Consider the following 14,936-nt stretch of genomic DNA (forward strand, 5'->3'; position numbering starts at 1 on the left):
GCCTGCGGATGACGGGCAGCCTGCTCTATCTCGTTCCGCTGGCGCTGATGCTCGGCGCAGTCGCGCTCGGCGCTTTCCTGTGGTCGCTGAAGAGCGGCCAGTATGAGGACCTCGACGGGGCCGCGCAGCGCATCCTCATCGATGCCGAAAGCGACCGTATCGACGGCGATCCGGAGCCTTCGTCCGGCGAGGCCACCCAACCGCGCGAGAAGCGCGGCTAGAGCATTTTGCAGCCAGATGGAAACATCCGGCGTCGCATAAATGCGGCTGAAACAAAGCGATGGAGCATTTCCGGACGCAAAAGCGCGCAGCGATTTTGCTGGAATTGCTCTGAGACATCCGCATCGCAACTGTTTGTGATTGCGCAAAGTCCGTTCCGAGCGGCCCGGATAGATTCCGTCTGAAATCATCGACAGAGGAGTTTTCCCGATGAACAGAGGAAGCAGGGCCGGGCCGGACATGGTTCGCAGGCACCCGGCGCGGTGGCTGGCGGCGATGACGGGTGCATTGATGCTGGCCATGGCTCCCGCGATGGCGCAGGAGCACAATCACGCTACGGGTACCGATTCGTCGCAGGCGAACACTGCGCAGCCTGTGGCAGCGCCCGCCGACGGCACCAGCACGGCCGCCTCGCCGGCCGTCAGCTACCACAACGCCACCATCTTCACCCTGAAGACGGGCATCGCAGGCGGGCGCATGGTCTATATCGGCGTCGGCGGCGATATAGACGGCCAGACCAATCCGACGCTGATGGTGCATGAGGGCGAACTCGTGCAGATCAACCTCATCAACGGCGAGGGCGCCGAGCATGATGTGGTCATCGATCAGTATCCCGCCCGCTCCTCCATCGTCGTGGGCATCAACGCGTCCTCGACCTTCTCCTTCATCGCCAACAAGGTCGGCGAATTTACCTATTTCTGCTCGATCGCCGGGCATCGTGAAGCCGGCATGGAAGGGCTGATCCGGGTCATGCCCGGCCCGCGCGAGGCCATGGACACGGACGCGGCCGACATCGTGCATGATCCGGCGGATCTGCCCGGCCCCATCGGCCAGCGCGCCCCTCAGGTGGTCAAGGTCGAGATGGAGACGGTGGAGCTGAAGGGCAAGCTCGACGATGGAACGAGCTATGTCTACTGGACCTTCAACCGGAAGGTTCCCGGACCGTTCATCCGCGTGCGCGTGGGCGATACCGTGGAGGTTCACCTCAAGAATGCGTCCGACAGCGTGATGCCGCATTCGGTCGATTTCCATGCCGCGACGGGTCCCGGCGGCGGCGCCGACTTCACCCAGATCGCGCCGGGCGAGGAGGCGGTGGTGACATTCAAGGCCCTCAAGCCGGGGATCTATGTCTATCATTGCGCCACGCCGAGCGTCGCCCATCACATCACCAGCGGCATGTACGGCCTCATCCTCGTGGAGCCGGAAGGCGGATTGCCTCAGGTCGATCGCGAATTCTACGTGATGCAGGGCGAACTCTACACGGTCGAGCCGTTCGGCACGCAGGGCGAGATGGAGATGGACTATGACAAGCTGATCTCCGAGCGGGCGGAATACTTCCTGTTCAACGGTTCCGTCGGGGCGCTCACCAAGTCGCATCCGCTCTATGCGACGGCCGGCGAGACGGTGCGGATCTTCTTCGGCGTCGGCGGGCCGAACTACACCTCGTCCTTCCATGTCATCGGCGAGATCTTCGACCATGTCTACACGCTGGGCAGCGTGACCTCGCCGCCCGTCACCGGGGTCCAGACGGTCACCGTGCCGCCCGGCGGCGCCACCATCGTCGACTTCAGGATCGATCGTGGCGGACATTATGTGCTGGTCGATCACGCCCTGTCGCGCGCCGAGCGCGGGCTGGCCGGCTACCTGATCGTGGACGGGCCGGTGGATGACGAGATCATGCATTCCGGCCCGGCCGGAAGCCTCGGCAAATAACCGGGGGGCAGGAACGGGCGCGTCTGCGATGCGCCCGTTCTTCTTTCCATTAAAGCATGTCGCCCGAAGGTGAGGATCGGTTTCGGGACAACGACATGCGTAGAAACAACGGCTTAAGGCATAAGGAAGCGCATCTGAAGGATTGCGGCACGCTTTAAGTTCTCCGGCTGGAAGGGCCAGCGCTGCGCCATGCTCACCAACAGGCAGTATCGCGACGACATGAGCATGGATGAGATCATGCGGCTGTGGCCGGCGACCATCCGCGTCGTGCTCGACCATCGCCTGCTGTGCGTCGGCTGTCCGATTGCACCCTTTCATACCGTGGAGGAGGCGATACGCGCCCACAAGATCGACGGCGACGATTTCCGCAACGCCCTGATGAAGGCCATAGGCGGCAGCCGGCAGGGCTGAGTTCAGGACCGGCCGGTCCTGCCATCGGCCAGCAGAAGCAATCCGTGCGGATCGGTGATGCACACCTGCATGCGGCCGGAGCCGACCAGCCCCTTTTCCTCCCATGCGGTCAGCAGCCTGCTTACCGTATGCAGCGTGGTGCCGGTCATTTCGGCGATATCCTGCCGCGACAGCGGAAAGTCGATCAGAATGCCCTTGTCCGTTTTGCGCCCCGATTGATGGGCGAGCCGCAACAGGGCATGGGCGACGCGGCGCTCCACCTGCTCGGTGGCCAGTTCCATCACCTGCGTCTGCATATCACTGAGGCGGGCGCCCACCGTCCTGTACGTGGTCGTGCCGAAGGTGGGAAAAGCGGCGGCGAACTCGGACCAGAGCTTGCCCGGCCAGCTCAGCAGCACGCAATCGACGACGGCTATCGCGCTGGCCGGATAGGTGCTGCGCGCCAGAGCCTGCGCGATGCCCAGCAGCTCGCCCGGAACGATGTAGCGCACGATGATCTGCTGGCCGTCGACGGTGGATTTCACCACCCGCACTTTTCCATCGAGCAGCACGAAGAAGGAATGTGCCTCGCCATCCTGCCCGAAGATCGCGGCATCCTTCTCCACCCGCAGCGACCGGGCGCTTTGGAGGACGGCATCCAGATCGGCGGCATCCAGACCCTCGAACGGAGGCAGACCTGAAATCAGGGAACGGTCAAGTCTGCTCACATTCATCGGTCCCTGGATTGTCTGCGTACGGGCGGATTCATCCATACCGACTTTCACATGAACGCGATATGTCGGGCAAGCTTGTCCCGCGGCCTGATGATCTCTGCTTTTCCTGTTCTGTTTGCGTTTTTGCAAAGTCACGCGGAGCGCGCACGCCTAGAAACAGCACAACGCCAGACGTTGGAAACAGAGTGAAAGGCAAGAAAAATGAAATGGACGCTCACGATCGCGGCAGCACTCGCAGGCTTGCTGCTGGGTGGCGGCGCGCAGGCTGCGGACCATCAGGTGCAGATGCTCAACAAGGGCGACAAGGGCGCGATGGTGTTCCAGCCCGACTTTATCGCGGCGGCTCCCGGAGACACGGTCACCTTCCTGCCGACCGACAAGTCGCATGATGCCGAAAGCGTCAAGGGCATGCTCCCGGAAGGGGCGACGCCCTTCAAGGGAAAGGTGAATGAGCAGATCACCGTTACGCTCGACAAGGAGGGCGTCTACGGCATCAAATGCACGCCTCACTACGGAATGGGCATGGTGGCGCTGATCGTCGTGGGCAATCCGGTCAATCTGGAAGAGGCCAAAACCGTCAAGCATCCCGGCAAGGCCAAGAAAGTGTTCGCCGAACTTCTGGAACAGGCTGCGGCGAACTGACATCGGAACGAAGTCAGGCGGTTTACCGGGGGCTAGCTGCGATGCAGCCGGCCCCCGCGGCGCTGACTGCCCCTGCGGCGCTGACGGCAAGCCTTCAGCCTGTCACCCGCCAGCCGCGCCTCAGTCCCGCCCGGCCCATGGCACCAGCCTGCGCTCAAGATTGCGGATGGCGAATTCCAGCAGGAAGGCGATGGCCGCGATGACGAATATGCCCATGATCACCACGTCGGTGACCAGAAACTGCGCCGCCGACTGGATCATGAAGCCGAGCCCCTCGGTCGCCGCGATCAGCTCGGCGGCGACCAGCGTGGTCCATCCCGTTCCGAGCGCGATGCGCAAGCCGGTCAGGATCGAGGGCAGGGCGTCCGGCAGCACCACATGGCGGATCACCTGCGCGCGCGAGGCGCCGAGCGTGCGCGCCGCGTTGACGCGGTCGCGGCTGGCGCTCTTCACCCCCGAAGCCGTCGACAGCGCGATCGGCGCCAGCATGGCGATGGCGATCACCAGCACCTTGGACGGTTCGCCGATGCCGAACCAGATGATGATCAGCGGCAGATAGGCGAGCGGCGGGATCGGCCGCAGGAACTCCAGCAGGGGATCGAAGATGCCGCGCCCGACGGTGCTGAGCCCGATGGCGAGGCCGACCGGGACGCCGACGGCCAGCGCGGCCGCCAGTGCGGCGAAGACACGCCCGAGGCTGGCGCCGAGATGGGTCCACAGCGAGGCGTCGGCGAAACCATTGGCGGATACGGTGACGAATTTTCCTGCCACCGCGGCGGGCGAGGGCAGGAAGACCGGCGACACCAGCCGCAGCTCCGCGGCCAGCGCCCACAGCGCGATGAGCACGGCAAGCGTCGCGAGGCTGATGCGCTGCGAGGTCCAGAACCGCTTCCTGCGCGTCGGCGGGGCCTGTCGTGCGGCGGCTCGCGGCGAGGCGGGCGCCGGTTTGGCAAGCGTGCCGGATACGGTGCTCATGCTGTTTCTCCCTCGAAGATCGCGGCCGACAGCTCGGCGCGGGCGGCGATGAATTCAGGGTCGGCCTTGATCGAGGCGACCGGCTCGCCATCGGCGTAGCGCCGGCCGAATGCCGCCTTCCGGCTCCACACGATGCGACCGGGCCCCGGCGCCATCACCACGATGCGGGTGCCGAGCAGCAGGGCTTCCTCGATGCCGTGCGTGACCATCAGCACCCCGGCCTCCGCCGAGGCCCAGATGTCGAGCAAAAGGCTCTGCATGCGCTCGCGCGTCAGCGCGTCCAGCGCGCCGAGCGGTTCATCCATCAGCAGGAAGTCGGGTTCGGCGGCCAGCGCGCGTGCCAGCCCGACCCGCTGGCGCATGCCGCCGGAAAGCTCCCAGATGCGCTTGTCGCCGCTGTTGTCGAGACGCACTTTCCGCAGCAGCGCATCGGCCTGCGCCTGCCTGCGCCCGGGCGCCACGCCGCGCATGCGCAGCGCGAAGGCGACGTTCTCGCGCACGCTCAGCCACGGAAACAGGGCATCGTTCTGGAAGACCACCGCCCTGTCGGCGCCGGGCGCGGTGATCGGCCGGCCGTCGATGGTCGCCGAGCCGGACAGCGGCTCGACCAGCCCGGCCGCGACATTGAGCAGGCTGGTCTTGCCGCAGCCGGAGCGGCCCGTAAGCACCACGAACTCGCCCGTGGCCACGGCAAGCGAGGTTTGCGCCACCGCCACATGCGGCTGGCCGTCGTAATGGATGGTGATGTCGTCGAGCGACAGTTGCGGCATGTCGGAGATCCTTTTGCCACGAAGCCCGCCCCACGCCGCGGAGGCGGTGGAGCGGGCCGGCGAGCGCGTCCGGTATGGGCGTCAGGGGAGGATGACGCGTCAGTTGGACAGGGCAGCCTGTTCGACATATCTGGCGGAGACGTATTTGCCGTAGTCGGGCAGCACCGCGTCGATGCGCTCCTGTTCTTTCAGGAACTGCGACGTCGCGGTGAGCGCCTGCGTGATCGCGCCGCCAAGGAATTTATCCGAGGCCTGTTCCGCCAGCGACGGAAACACGTAGCCGTCGAGCAGCAGCTCGGTGTCATCCTGCTTCGCGCCGGTCAGCCTGCTGATCCGGGCAGCGTTCTCGGAAGCATTGTTCCAGGCGGAAGGGTTCTTCAGGAAATCGTCGTAGGCGGCTCCCGTCACCCGTGCGAAGCCGGTCACCGCGTCCGGGTTCTTCTGCACGAATTCGGTGCGCACGATCCACGCGTCGAAGGTGGGCGCGCCCCATTCCGCGACCTTCGCGGAATCGACGATAATCTCTCCCGAGGTCCTGATCTGGCCGAGCGCGGGGTCCCACACATAGGCGGCGTCGATGTCGCCGCGCTCCCATGCCGCCGCGATTTCCGGCGGACGCAGGTTCAGGATCTGCACGCTCTTCGGGTCGACGCCCTCGTGCTTGAGTGCGGCGAGCAGGGAATAATGCGTGGTGGACACGAAGGGCACAGCCACCTTCTTGCCGGCAAGGTCTTTGACCGAGGCGATGCCGGACCCGTTGCGGGCCACCAGCGCCTCCGACTTGCCGATCAGGCCGACCACGAAGATGGTCTCGATCGGCAGCTCGCGGCTTGCCGCGGCCGCCAGTGGGCTCGACCCGACATAGCCGATGTCGATCGCGCCCGAGGCGATGGCGGCGATCACGTCGGCGCCGGAATCGAACTTGCGCCAGTCGATGGTCGCGCCCAGCGCCTTTTCATAGTCGCCATTCGCCTGCGGAACCTTGGAGGGCTCCACCACGGTCTGGTAGCCGATGGTCAGCTTGAGGTCCTGCGCGGCGGCCGGCCATGCCAGCGAAGCGGCAAGCAGGGCCGTCGAAGCCGCGATGACGGCGCGGCGGGTGATCGTTGGCCGGAAAATCCTGGACATGGGGCTCGTTCCCGTTCGTGTTGAACCTGAGTGCCCGTTTACGATGCAGAATCCCGCCTTTGCTGTAGAGCCAACCCATGCCAAGTTTTCCGGAGGCAGGGGAAATTTCATTTCATTCTCCGGTTGCCGCCGCCGTGCGCGTTCGGCCGGCGGCGGCAACCGGGCTGTGCGTCAGACAGCCGATATAGTCAGGCAACCTGTGGTCAGACAGGCGATGATCAGGCAGCCGACGGATAGTCGATATAGCCTTTGGCCCCGCCGCCGTAGAAGGTCGCATTGTCGGGCGTCGCCAGTTCGGCGCCCTTCTTCAGCCTCTCGACCAGATCGGGGTTCGAGATGAACAGCCGTCCGAAGGCGACGAGGTCGGCGGTGCCGTCCGCCACCGCCTTTTCGGCCAGTTCTGCGTCATAGCCATTGTTGACCAGCCACGCGGCCTTGCCGCCGGCATCGCGATAAGCGGTCTTGAAGGCAGCGTAATCGAAGGGCTGGCCGCCCTGCCGGAAGTCCCGGTCGCCGCCGGTCGCGCCTTCGATCACATGCACATAGGCAAGGCCGTAGGGAGCCAGATGCGCGGCGACATGTTCGAACAGGGGCTGCGGATCGGGATCGGAGGCGTCGTTGGCGGGGGTCACGGGCGAGAGCCGGATCCCGGTGCGATCGCCGCCCACCGCATCGGTGACGGCCTTCGTCACCTCGAACAGGAAGCGCGCCCGGTTCTCTATCGATCCGCCATAGGCGTCGGTGCGATGGTTGGAGTCGGCACGCAGGAACTGGTCGATCAGATAGCCGTTGGCGGCGTGGATCTCGACGCCGTCGAACCCTGCTTCCTCGACCGCCGCCTTTGCGGCGCGGCGATAATCCTCCACGATGGCGGGGATCTCGTCGATGTCGAGCGCGCGGGGCTCAGACGTCTCGTCGAAGGCGCCGCTGCCGTCCTCGTTGACCAGATAGGTCTTGGCCGCCGCGCGGATGGCCGACGGCGCCACGGGCTTGCCGCCGCCCGGCTGGAGCCGCACATGCGAGATGCGCCCCACATGCCACAGCTGCACCACGATGCGCCCGCCGGCGGCGTGAACGGCATCCGTCACCTTCTTCCAGCCGGCGAGCTGGTCGGGTGCGTAGAGGCCGGGCACATTGGCATAGCCCTGCCCCTGATGGCTGATCGCCGTGGCCTCGGTGATGAGCAGCCCGGCGCTGGCGCGCTGGCTGTAATAGGTCACTGCCAGTTCGCCGGGAACCGCACCCGGAGAGCGGTTGCGCGTCAGCGGGGCCATCACGATGCGGTTGGGAAGATCGAGGGCGCCGACCTTGATCGGGTCGAAGAGCGTCGTCATTGCGGAAGCCTTTCTCGAGTGTGGAACCGTGATGATAGATCGGCTCTCGCGGCTTACGAAACAAGGCAAATGATTCCACTTTTGCAGGCGTTCGCGAAGCGGATTCGCCTTCGCGGCGGACCGGCGGCGCGCAAGCCTGTTCCGGGATCGCGTGCATTATTGGAACGCCCTTTCTCGCGCCGGCCGCTGCTTCCGGCAATGTTTGCGCGACCATTCCCATCCGCAAAAGGCACGGACAGCGCAGCCCCATGAGCATTCACATTCACTGGTATCTGCCCACCAATGGCGACAGCCGCGAGATCGTGGGCTCGGGCGACGATTCCCATGTCATTGAAGGCGTCAGCCGGCCGAGCTTTCGCGAGCCGAGCATCGGCTATCTCGCCGATGTCGCGCGCACGGCGGAGCGGCTGGGCTATGAGGCGGTGCTGACGCCGACCGGCACATGGTGCGAGGATGCGTGGATCACCACCGCGGCGCTGACGCAGGCGACCGCGCGGCTGAAGTTCCTCGTCGCCTTCCGGCCGGGTCTCGTGACCCCGACGCTCGCCGCCCATCAGGCCGCAACCTTCCAGCGCATCTCCGGCGGACGCCTGCTTCTCAACATCGTGACCGGCGGCGATCCGGTGGAGCAGCGGCGCTTCGGCGATTTCCTCGATCACGACCAGCGCTATGCGCGCACCGGCGAATTTCTCGAAGTGCTGCGCGGCGTCTCGAAGCCGGCGCATGAGCCCGGCGATTTCGACTATGACGGCCGCCACTACCGCATCGAAGCGGCGCGCATCGATTTCGGCGGCTATGAGCTGCCGCAGATATTCTTTGGCGGGGCGAGTGCGGCGGCCGAGCAGGTTGCCGCCCGCCATGTCGACACCTACCTGACATGGGGCGAGCCGCCCTCGGTGGTGGAAGAGCGGGTGCGCCGCGTGCGCGACCTTGCCGCCTCGCATGGCCGCACCGTTTCCTTCGGCATCCGCCTCCACGTCATCAGCCGGGATACGGAAGCGCAGGCCTGGGCCGAGGCCGACAGGCTGATCGAGCGGATAACGCCCGAGCGGGTCGCAAAGGCGCAGGTCGTCTTCGCGCGCACGGAATCGACCGGGCAGCAGCGCATGACGCAATTGCAGGAGGGGTCCGGCATCGCGGCCGTGACGTCGCGCAATGCGCGGGCGCTGGAAGTATCGCCCGGCCTGTGGGCCGGATACGGGCTGGTGCGCGGCGGGGCCGGCACAGCGCTTGTCGGCAGCCACGAGCAGGTCGCCGACCTCATCGGCGAATATCATGAGCTCGGCTTCGACCACTTCATCCTGTCCGGCCAGCCGCATGTGGAGGAAGCCTATCATTTCGCCGAGGGTGCAGCCGCCGTGCTGCGCGCGCGCAAGCTGATCGCGCCGGCCGCCGGCTAAGGTGCGTGGGGATTCATCTTGAATTGATGACGGCAGCTGCGAGATTGATGAAGGCTGCGAAGCTCTGGTCTGTTTTGTCGGCGGGCATGGCGATGCGCTTGAACTCCTTGAGCTTGCAGAAGAAGTTCTCGATGAGATGCCGCCACTTGTAGAGTTCCTTGTCGAGCGGCAGGGGAGAAGCGCGGCGAGAGTGCTGTGAGATAACGATCTTGGCGCCGCGCTGGTTGAGGTCGGCAATGATGGTGTTGCTGTCGAAGGCTTTGTCGGCGATCAAGCCACCGAAGCAGACGCCATCGATGAGCGGTGCGACGCCTACCGTATCGAACCGCTGGCCGGGCAAGAGGTCAAAGCGCACAAGATTGCCAAGTGCATCGGTGAGCGCCAGGATTTTGGTGGTCATGCCGCCCTTGGAGCGGCCTATGGCCTGGCTTTGAGTCCCCCTTTTGCGCCCTGTCCGTGGCGGTGGACCTTGACGATGGTGGCGTCGACCATGGCGTATTCCATGTCCGGTTCATCCGAACAGGCGTCGAAAAGCCTTATGAAAACATCGGCTTTGACCCAATCGCGATAGCGTTTGAAGACGGCGTTCCAGTTCCCGAAAACGCTAGGAAGATCACGCCATGGACTTCCTGTCCGCACAATCCAAAGCAAGGCTTCGATGAAACGGCGATTGTCACCGCCACTTCGTCCGGGATCGGTTGGTTTGCCCAGGCAATGCGCTTCCATCTTCGCCCATTGGGTGTCCGTCAGCACAAATCGTTCCATCCAAAGCTTCAATCACAATCCAAGCTCACGCGGAATCCTGAATCTCAACAAGCCTTAGGAGGTGTGGACAGTTGGGATTCACAAAGCGGTTGTGATCTGATTCAGGGTCGTTTTCTGCGGGAGGCGATCATGGGAGTGTTGGACCGGCTGATCCTTGGGGATGAGCAGTGGGCTCGGATGTCGGGCCACATCATCGGGGACGCGCGGACGCGCGGTTCGTCGGGTCGCGACAACCGGATGTTCGTGGAGGTGGTGCTGTGGATCGTGCGGACGGGTTCGCCGTGGCGCGCTCTGCCGGACGTGTTCGGCTCGTGGAACAGCGCGTTCCGCCGGTTCAGCCGGTGGAGCACCAAGGGCATCTGGCATCGCATCTTCGCCGCCTTCCAGCTGACCGGCGGCCACAGGGGCGACGTGCCCCAGACCGCCAGCCTGATCGACGGCCACCAGGCCGAGGTGTCCTGGCCGATGCCGCTTACGACGTCGACCATTTCCGTGCCGTCATCGCCGTCATGGACGCCACGGCGGTGATTCCCAACAACCCCTCGCGCACCGCCAAACACCCGTTCGACCGGCAGCTCTACCGCGAGCGACACCTGATCGAGTGCTGCTTCTCCAAGCTCAAGCAGTTCCGCCGCGTCGCCACCCGCTTCGAGAAAACCGCCCGCAATTATCTCGCCGTCGTCACACTCGCCGCAACCATCCTATGGCTCAGATAACTGTCCACACCTCCTGGAGTGTCTGTCGAAAGTCCTTCAGCCGGTATCCGCAGAGCACCCCGTCGGCGCATGAGCCGGGAAGAAAAGGCCCGCGCGACGCTGGACAGTCTGCTCAATGCCGGCTGCGCGGTCGTCGCAGCTGAGGGATATTCGGATGCTTCAGTGGCCAAAATCGCCGATCTGGCCGGTGTGGCCCATGGCACTTTCTACAACTATTTCGAAGACCGGAAGGCTCTGTTCAACGCGCTTCTGCCTTATGAAGGGCTGCGGATGCGCGAGAAGATCGAACAGATAGCGCGCACGGCCCCTCCGGGCATCCAGCGTGAGATCGTCCGCTTCGAGGCGTTCCTCAACTACGTGATCGAGAACGAGGGTTTCTACCGTATTCTCTACGAGGCGGAAATATTCGCCCCGGAAGCCCAACGGGAGCACATGGACAATATCGTCAACGGCTATCTCGGCACGTTCCGGCGGGCCATGGCTGAAAACCGGATACGGCGCTTCGACGACCAGCAGCTGCACTGTCTTATCTACCAGATTCTTGGCATGCGCGCCTATGCAGCCATGCAGATCCATTATGCGGCGGACCAGTCCGAGAAGCTCAGGATCCGGGACTGTTCCGTCGAGATGTACGGCCTGTTCTTCGGCCAAAGCCTTCTGCAAACCTGAACCGATACCTGATGCCGGCCGCCCTCAGGGCGCCGGGAGCGACCGGGCCCTCTCAGGACGCGTTTCAGGCCATGTGATCGCGCGCGTCTCTCCCTGTATCCATCGATAAGCACGAGGGGCGGGAGTCAGACCTGCGCCTTCAGCAGTTTCAGAACGGTTCGGGAGGCGATTTTTGCGCTCTCGTCATCGGTGAAGCCGGCTTCATCCAGCGCCGCGAACAGGCGGCCTGCGATCGGGCCGGTGCTGACGATCGGCCAGTCGCTGCCGGCAACGAGGTGGTCCGGCCCCAGCGTATCGGCAAGGGCGCGCAACAGCACCGCATCCAGCCCCATGGTTTCGGCATAGACCTGGCGCTTCAGCAGTTCGCGGGCCCTGAGGCGTCCCTCTTCACCCTTGTCGAATGTCGAGGACAACAGGATGCCGCCGACCGCCAGCGCCGTCACCACGACATTGAGGCGCGGCAGCGCTTCCAGCACGCCGCCTTCGATCAGGGCGATCAGGCTGGCGCCGTTGATGGTGCCGCGCGCCTGCAGGATGCCGAGACGCGGATATCTGGCAAGCTGCGCCGTCAGCCCGGGCGGATTGACGGGATGGACGAACACGGGAACGCCCAGCCCTGCCGCGGCCTCCAGCACGGGGCGTGCCTGTGGCGCGTCAAGCAGCAGATCGCCTTTGGCGCTGTCGACGAACACGCCTTGCAGGCCGAGCTGGCGCACGGCGTGTTCGAGCTGGCGGGCGCCTGCTTCACCGCCGAACGTGTCGACGCTGGCCAGACCATAGAGCCTGCCCGGATGGGCTGAGACCAGTTCGGCCAGTCCCTCGTTCAGCCTTTCGTGAATGCCATCGGCAAGCGGTGCCGTTCCTCCTTCCAGAAGGGCCGTCGGGCTGTTGACGACCCGGCCGGCGAGATCCCCGGATTCAATGTCTTCGAGCAGGGCCTGCCGGTCTGAAATGCGGCTGGCGATCGCTTCCCAGCGGGCCCGGTTCTGCGGTGATCCCTGCCCGATGGCGCCGATGGTGAAACCCGGCGGCAGGTAGTGCGTGTGAAAGTCGATGACGGGATGACGTTGGGCCATGTGACGATCTCAGATGTAAGTGCGCGGGCCGGGCACCACGCCGTTCAGGTGATAATTTCCGAGGTGGTAGAGCTTCCAGCGGAAGGGGTCGTGCAGCGAATGGGTGCGGGCGTTGCGCCAGTGGCGGTCGAGACCGTATTTGTCGAGGGTTGCGCGCGCGCCGGTCAAAAGGAAGAACTCGTCGGCAACCTTCGTGGCGGCGGCGCCGCAGTTCAGCCGGGCATCGGCGATGGCCAGCCGTGCTTCCAGCACATCGTTTTCCGTGCGGGTGGAATGCGCGATGTCGACCAGATCGGCCGCATGCCGCAACGACAGGCCGGCCGTGCGTATGGCGACGGCCAGCTCGCCGAATTCCTTGATGACGAAGGGCTCCTTCGCGTGCTCGTCATACGGATTGTCGATCCACGGGCGGTTGTGGTTGAGAATGTAGTGCCGGGCGTCGGCCAGCGTCGCTTCGGCGATGCCCTGATCGATGGCCGCATGGATGAGGCTCGCGAGCAGCATCCGCCCGCGATTGCCGGGCTTGTCCGAGGCGAAGGGAAAGACATTGGCGTCGGGCACGAACACGTCGTCGAAAATGGTGGTGCCGCTGGCCGTGGTGCGCTGGCCCATGCCGCGCCAGTCGTCCACCACGGTCACGCCGTCGCTGGATGCATCGACGAAGAACATCAGCTGGTTGTTCTGCTCGTCCTGACCGATGAAGGGGATCCACTGGGCGAATATCGCGCCGGTCGAGTAATATTTGCGTCCGGTGATGCGCCATCCGCCGGACACGCGGGTGAGCTGGTGCTCGTAATCGCCGGGCCGCTTGCGGGTGTCCTCCGAATGGGCATTGCCGATCCGGTCGCCGGCAAGGATGCGGCCATAGAAGAAGGCTTCCTGTTCCGGCGTGCCGTTGGAGAACAGAGGCAGCCAGCAGAAATGGTTCTGGGGGATCTGGCCGATGCTGGGATCGGCATCGGAGAGAATCCTGAAGATATCGGCGATGGTGCGGGCGGAAACCCCGGCGCCGCCGAATTCCTTCGGTACGGCGACCCCGAAGATGCCGTTGCGGGTAAGCTCCCCGATCTCCTCAGCTGGCAGGATGCGGTTCTGGTCGCGCGCCTGCGCGCCCTTGCGGAACTCCGCCGCAAGGCGGGTTACGATCTCCAGCGCCTCGGCATCGGAGCGGACGATGTGGACGGATGTGTCGGCAGGCGCGACGGCCCGCACGGCTGTTGTGGATGTCAACGAAATCTCCTGTTCCTGAAAGGGGCTGGCAGTCTTCAGCTGGCTCTGGCAAGCGCCTGGCTCGCCACCAGCGCGCGGGCCCTTGGAATGACGTGTTCGGCAAAGCGTTCCTGCTCGGCGATCAGCGGGAAGAAGGAGAGCATGAAGGTCGAGATGCCGATGCCGTGGAATTCGGCGAGGCGCTTCGCCACGGTGTCGTAGCTGCCGACGAAGCCGGGGAGCGTCCCGCCATTGGCGCCGATCATGGGCTTGTCGGGATATTTGAAACCGACCTTCAGCGCCTCGGCCTTCTCGTCGATATTGCCTTTCATCTTTTCGCGCCGGGCGGCGAAGAACGGTTCCTGAATGTCCAGCAGTCGCTGGACCTCGGCCTCCGCCTCCGCATCGGTCTCGCGCGCCAGAACGAAGCCGGTGACGCCGATGCCGAGCGGTGGCCGGCCGGGCGCGCGCCGCGACAGGATGTTGTCGACCAGCGGCACCACATCCTCCAGCGGGCGGCCGTTGATCAGCCAGTGATCGGCCAGTTCATCGACCAGTTTCAGGCCGGGCTCGGATTCGCCGCCGGCATAGATGACGGGACGGTCGCGGTAACGCGAGCGTGGCGACAGCCGGAAGCGGTCGAGCCTGAAGTTGGGCCCGTCGGCAGTTACCTCTTCGCCTGCGATCAGCGCCCGGACGATGCGCAGCCATTCGCCGCCATAGGCATAGCGCTCGTCATGCTCGGGAAAGCCGATGCCGGAGCGTTCCAGTTCCGGTTTGAACCATGCGTTGACGAAGTTGATGGCAAAGCGGCCATGGCTGATGTCCTCGATGCCGAGCGCCATCTTGGCGAGAACAGCGGGATGGTAGAGCCTTGGCTTGATCGCCGCGATGATCTCGATGCGTTCGGTAAGGGCAGCCGCCGCCGCCGCTGCCGTCCACGCTTCGAGTATTTCCTCGGCCTGGTCGATCGGATTGATGGTGTGCTGGGCGATCAGGACGGTGTCGAAGCCGACCCGCTCCGCACTCTGGATGACCTCGCGATTGAAGTCGAAGTCGGCAACGAGATGGTCATTCTCGCCGACGACCCACTGGCCGCGATACGGGGCCCATATGCCGAAGCGCAGCGGATGGCCGCTCTGCACAGGCCGCCGCGAAAATGTACTGGAACCGGACATCTGTGTTCTCCATAGGGA

The 14,936-nt window shown here is 64.7% G+C and carries 15 protein-coding genes and 1 pseudogene; 7 read left to right on the forward strand and 9 right to left on the reverse strand.

From position 1 onward, the window contains the following. The first annotated feature begins 8 nt into the window (after positions 1-8). From ccoS to AC5XE7_RS03015, 3 genes are all read left to right on the forward strand, one after another. Positions 9-221: a cbb3-type cytochrome oxidase assembly protein CcoS gene (gene ccoS, locus AC5XE7_RS03005; protein WP_495364941.1), complete on the forward strand. Its 213-nt coding sequence runs from the start codon at positions 9-11 to the stop codon at positions 219-221. Positions 222-429: 208 nt separating this feature from the next. Further along, positions 430-1,932: a copper-containing nitrite reductase gene (gene nirK, locus AC5XE7_RS03010; RefSeq protein ID WP_495364724.1), complete on the forward strand. Its 1,503-nt coding sequence runs from the start codon at positions 430-432 to the stop codon at positions 1,930-1,932. Positions 1,933-2,121: 189 nt separating this feature from the next. Next, positions 2,122-2,343 (forward strand): DUF1858 domain-containing protein, encoded by a 222-nt coding sequence (locus AC5XE7_RS03015; RefSeq protein WP_495364725.1) that lies wholly within the window; start codon positions 2,122-2,124, stop codon positions 2,341-2,343. A 2-nt stretch (positions 2,344-2,345) separates the two neighbouring features. On the opposite strand, the gene AC5XE7_RS03020 is transcribed toward AC5XE7_RS03015, so the two are convergent. Then, entirely contained in the window at positions 2,346-3,050 is a 705-nt protein-coding gene (locus AC5XE7_RS03020) for a Crp/Fnr family transcriptional regulator (protein WP_495364726.1), read from the reverse strand. Between the two features lie 207 nt (positions 3,051-3,257). Between AC5XE7_RS03020 and AC5XE7_RS03025 the strand changes: the two genes are divergently transcribed. Then, positions 3,258-3,698, forward strand: coding sequence for a pseudoazurin (locus AC5XE7_RS03025; RefSeq protein WP_495364727.1), 441 nt, complete (start codon positions 3,258-3,260; stop codon positions 3,696-3,698). A gap of 120 nt (positions 3,699-3,818) precedes the next feature. Here the strand turns inward: AC5XE7_RS03025 and tauC are convergent, their stop codons facing one another. From tauC to AC5XE7_RS03045, 4 genes are all read right to left on the reverse strand, one after another. Then, a complete protein-coding gene (tauC, locus tag AC5XE7_RS03030) occupies positions 3,819-4,673 on the reverse strand; it encodes a taurine ABC transporter permease TauC (RefSeq protein ID WP_495364728.1) in 855 nt (284 codons plus the stop codon). Beyond that, positions 4,670-5,443, reverse strand: a complete 774-nt coding sequence (locus AC5XE7_RS03035; RefSeq protein WP_495364729.1) for a taurine ABC transporter ATP-binding protein — start codon at positions 5,441-5,443, stop codon at positions 4,670-4,672. Before AC5XE7_RS03035 ends, tauC begins: the two co-directional genes overlap by 4 nt. A 99-nt stretch (positions 5,444-5,542) precedes the next feature. After that, positions 5,543-6,571 (reverse strand): taurine ABC transporter substrate-binding protein, encoded by a 1,029-nt coding sequence (tauA, locus tag AC5XE7_RS03040; RefSeq protein WP_495364730.1) that lies wholly within the window; start codon positions 6,569-6,571, stop codon positions 5,543-5,545. Positions 6,572-6,789: 218 nt separating this feature from the next. Then, complete coding sequence (locus AC5XE7_RS03045) at positions 6,790-7,905, reverse strand: alkene reductase (RefSeq protein WP_495364731.1); 1,116 nt, start codon at positions 7,903-7,905, stop codon at positions 6,790-6,792. A gap of 248 nt (positions 7,906-8,153) precedes the next feature. On the opposite strand from AC5XE7_RS03045, the gene AC5XE7_RS03050 reads away from it, so the two are divergent. Next, on the forward strand, positions 8,154-9,305 hold the full coding sequence (locus AC5XE7_RS03050; protein WP_495364732.1) for an LLM class flavin-dependent oxidoreductase: 1,152 nt from the start codon (positions 8,154-8,156) through the stop codon (positions 9,303-9,305). Between the two features lie 13 nt (positions 9,306-9,318). Here the strand turns inward: AC5XE7_RS03050 and AC5XE7_RS03055 are convergent. After that, a protein-coding gene (locus tag AC5XE7_RS03055) for an IS5 family transposase (protein ID WP_495364733.1) occupies positions 9,319-10,070 on the reverse strand; the annotation gives its coding sequence in 2 pieces (ribosomal slippage) (positions 9,319-9,740 and positions 9,740-10,070; 753 coding nt in all). 129 nt (positions 10,071-10,199) lie between these two features. Between AC5XE7_RS03055 and AC5XE7_RS03060 the strand changes: the two are divergent. Together AC5XE7_RS03060 and AC5XE7_RS03065 are read left to right on the forward strand one after the other, a co-directional pair. Beyond that, a pseudogene (locus AC5XE7_RS03060) lies at positions 10,200-10,786 on the forward strand (transposase). Between the two features lie 69 nt (positions 10,787-10,855). After that, on the forward strand, positions 10,856-11,455 hold the full coding sequence (locus tag AC5XE7_RS03065; RefSeq protein ID WP_495364734.1) for a TetR/AcrR family transcriptional regulator: 600 nt from the start codon (positions 10,856-10,858) through the stop codon (positions 11,453-11,455). Positions 11,456-11,580: 125 nt separating this feature from the next. Here AC5XE7_RS03065 and AC5XE7_RS03070 read toward each other — a convergent pair whose 3' ends face one another. The 3 genes from AC5XE7_RS03070 to AC5XE7_RS03080 are packed head-to-tail and all read right to left on the reverse strand — an operon-like array spanning position 11,581 to position 14,918. Then, on the reverse strand, positions 11,581-12,531 hold the full coding sequence (locus AC5XE7_RS03070) for an amidohydrolase family protein (protein ID WP_495364735.1): 951 nt from the start codon (positions 12,529-12,531) through the stop codon (positions 11,581-11,583). 9 nt (positions 12,532-12,540) lie between these two features. Continuing rightward, entirely contained in the window at positions 12,541-13,761 is a 1,221-nt protein-coding gene (locus AC5XE7_RS03075; protein ID WP_495364736.1) for an SfnB family sulfur acquisition oxidoreductase, read from the reverse strand. Positions 13,762-13,796: 35 nt separating this feature from the next. Next, on the reverse strand, positions 13,797-14,918 hold the full coding sequence (locus AC5XE7_RS03080) for an LLM class flavin-dependent oxidoreductase (RefSeq protein WP_495364737.1): 1,122 nt from the start codon (positions 14,916-14,918) through the stop codon (positions 13,797-13,799). Positions 14,919-14,936: the final 18 nt, after the last annotated feature.

The sequence above is a fragment of the Aquamicrobium sp. YD-1-mutant5 genome, from assembly GCF_059509755.1.

Excerpts from the sequence above, each read along its gene's own strand:
- ccoS (WP_495364941.1), top strand. The coding sequence starts at position 9 with ATGACGGGCAGCCTGCTCTATCTCGTTCCGCTGGCGCTGATGCTCGGC.
- nirK (WP_495364724.1), top strand. The coding sequence starts at position 430 with ATGAACAGAGGAAGCAGGGCCGGGCCGGACATGGTTCGCAGGCACCCG.
- AC5XE7_RS03015 (WP_495364725.1), top strand. The coding sequence starts at position 2,122 with ATGCTCACCAACAGGCAGTATCGCGACGACATGAGCATGGATGAGATC.
- AC5XE7_RS03025 (WP_495364727.1), top strand. The coding sequence starts at position 3,258 with ATGAAATGGACGCTCACGATCGCGGCAGCACTCGCAGGCTTGCTGCTG.
- tauC (WP_495364728.1), bottom strand. The coding sequence starts at position 4,673 with ATGAGCACCGTATCCGGCACGCTTGCCAAACCGGCGCCCGCCTCGCCG.
- AC5XE7_RS03035 (WP_495364729.1), bottom strand. The coding sequence starts at position 5,443 with ATGCCGCAACTGTCGCTCGACGACATCACCATCCATTACGACGGCCAG.
- tauA (WP_495364730.1), bottom strand. The coding sequence starts at position 6,571 with ATGTCCAGGATTTTCCGGCCAACGATCACCCGCCGCGCCGTCATCGCG.
- AC5XE7_RS03045 (WP_495364731.1), bottom strand. The coding sequence starts at position 7,905 with ATGACGACGCTCTTCGACCCGATCAAGGTCGGCGCCCTCGATCTTCCC.
- AC5XE7_RS03050 (WP_495364732.1), top strand. The coding sequence starts at position 8,154 with ATGAGCATTCACATTCACTGGTATCTGCCCACCAATGGCGACAGCCGC.
- AC5XE7_RS03065 (WP_495364734.1), top strand. The coding sequence starts at position 10,856 with ATGAGCCGGGAAGAAAAGGCCCGCGCGACGCTGGACAGTCTGCTCAAT.
- AC5XE7_RS03070 (WP_495364735.1), bottom strand. The coding sequence starts at position 12,531 with ATGGCCCAACGTCATCCCGTCATCGACTTTCACACGCACTACCTGCCG.
- AC5XE7_RS03080 (WP_495364737.1), bottom strand. The coding sequence starts at position 14,918 with ATGTCCGGTTCCAGTACATTTTCGCGGCGGCCTGTGCAGAGCGGCCAT.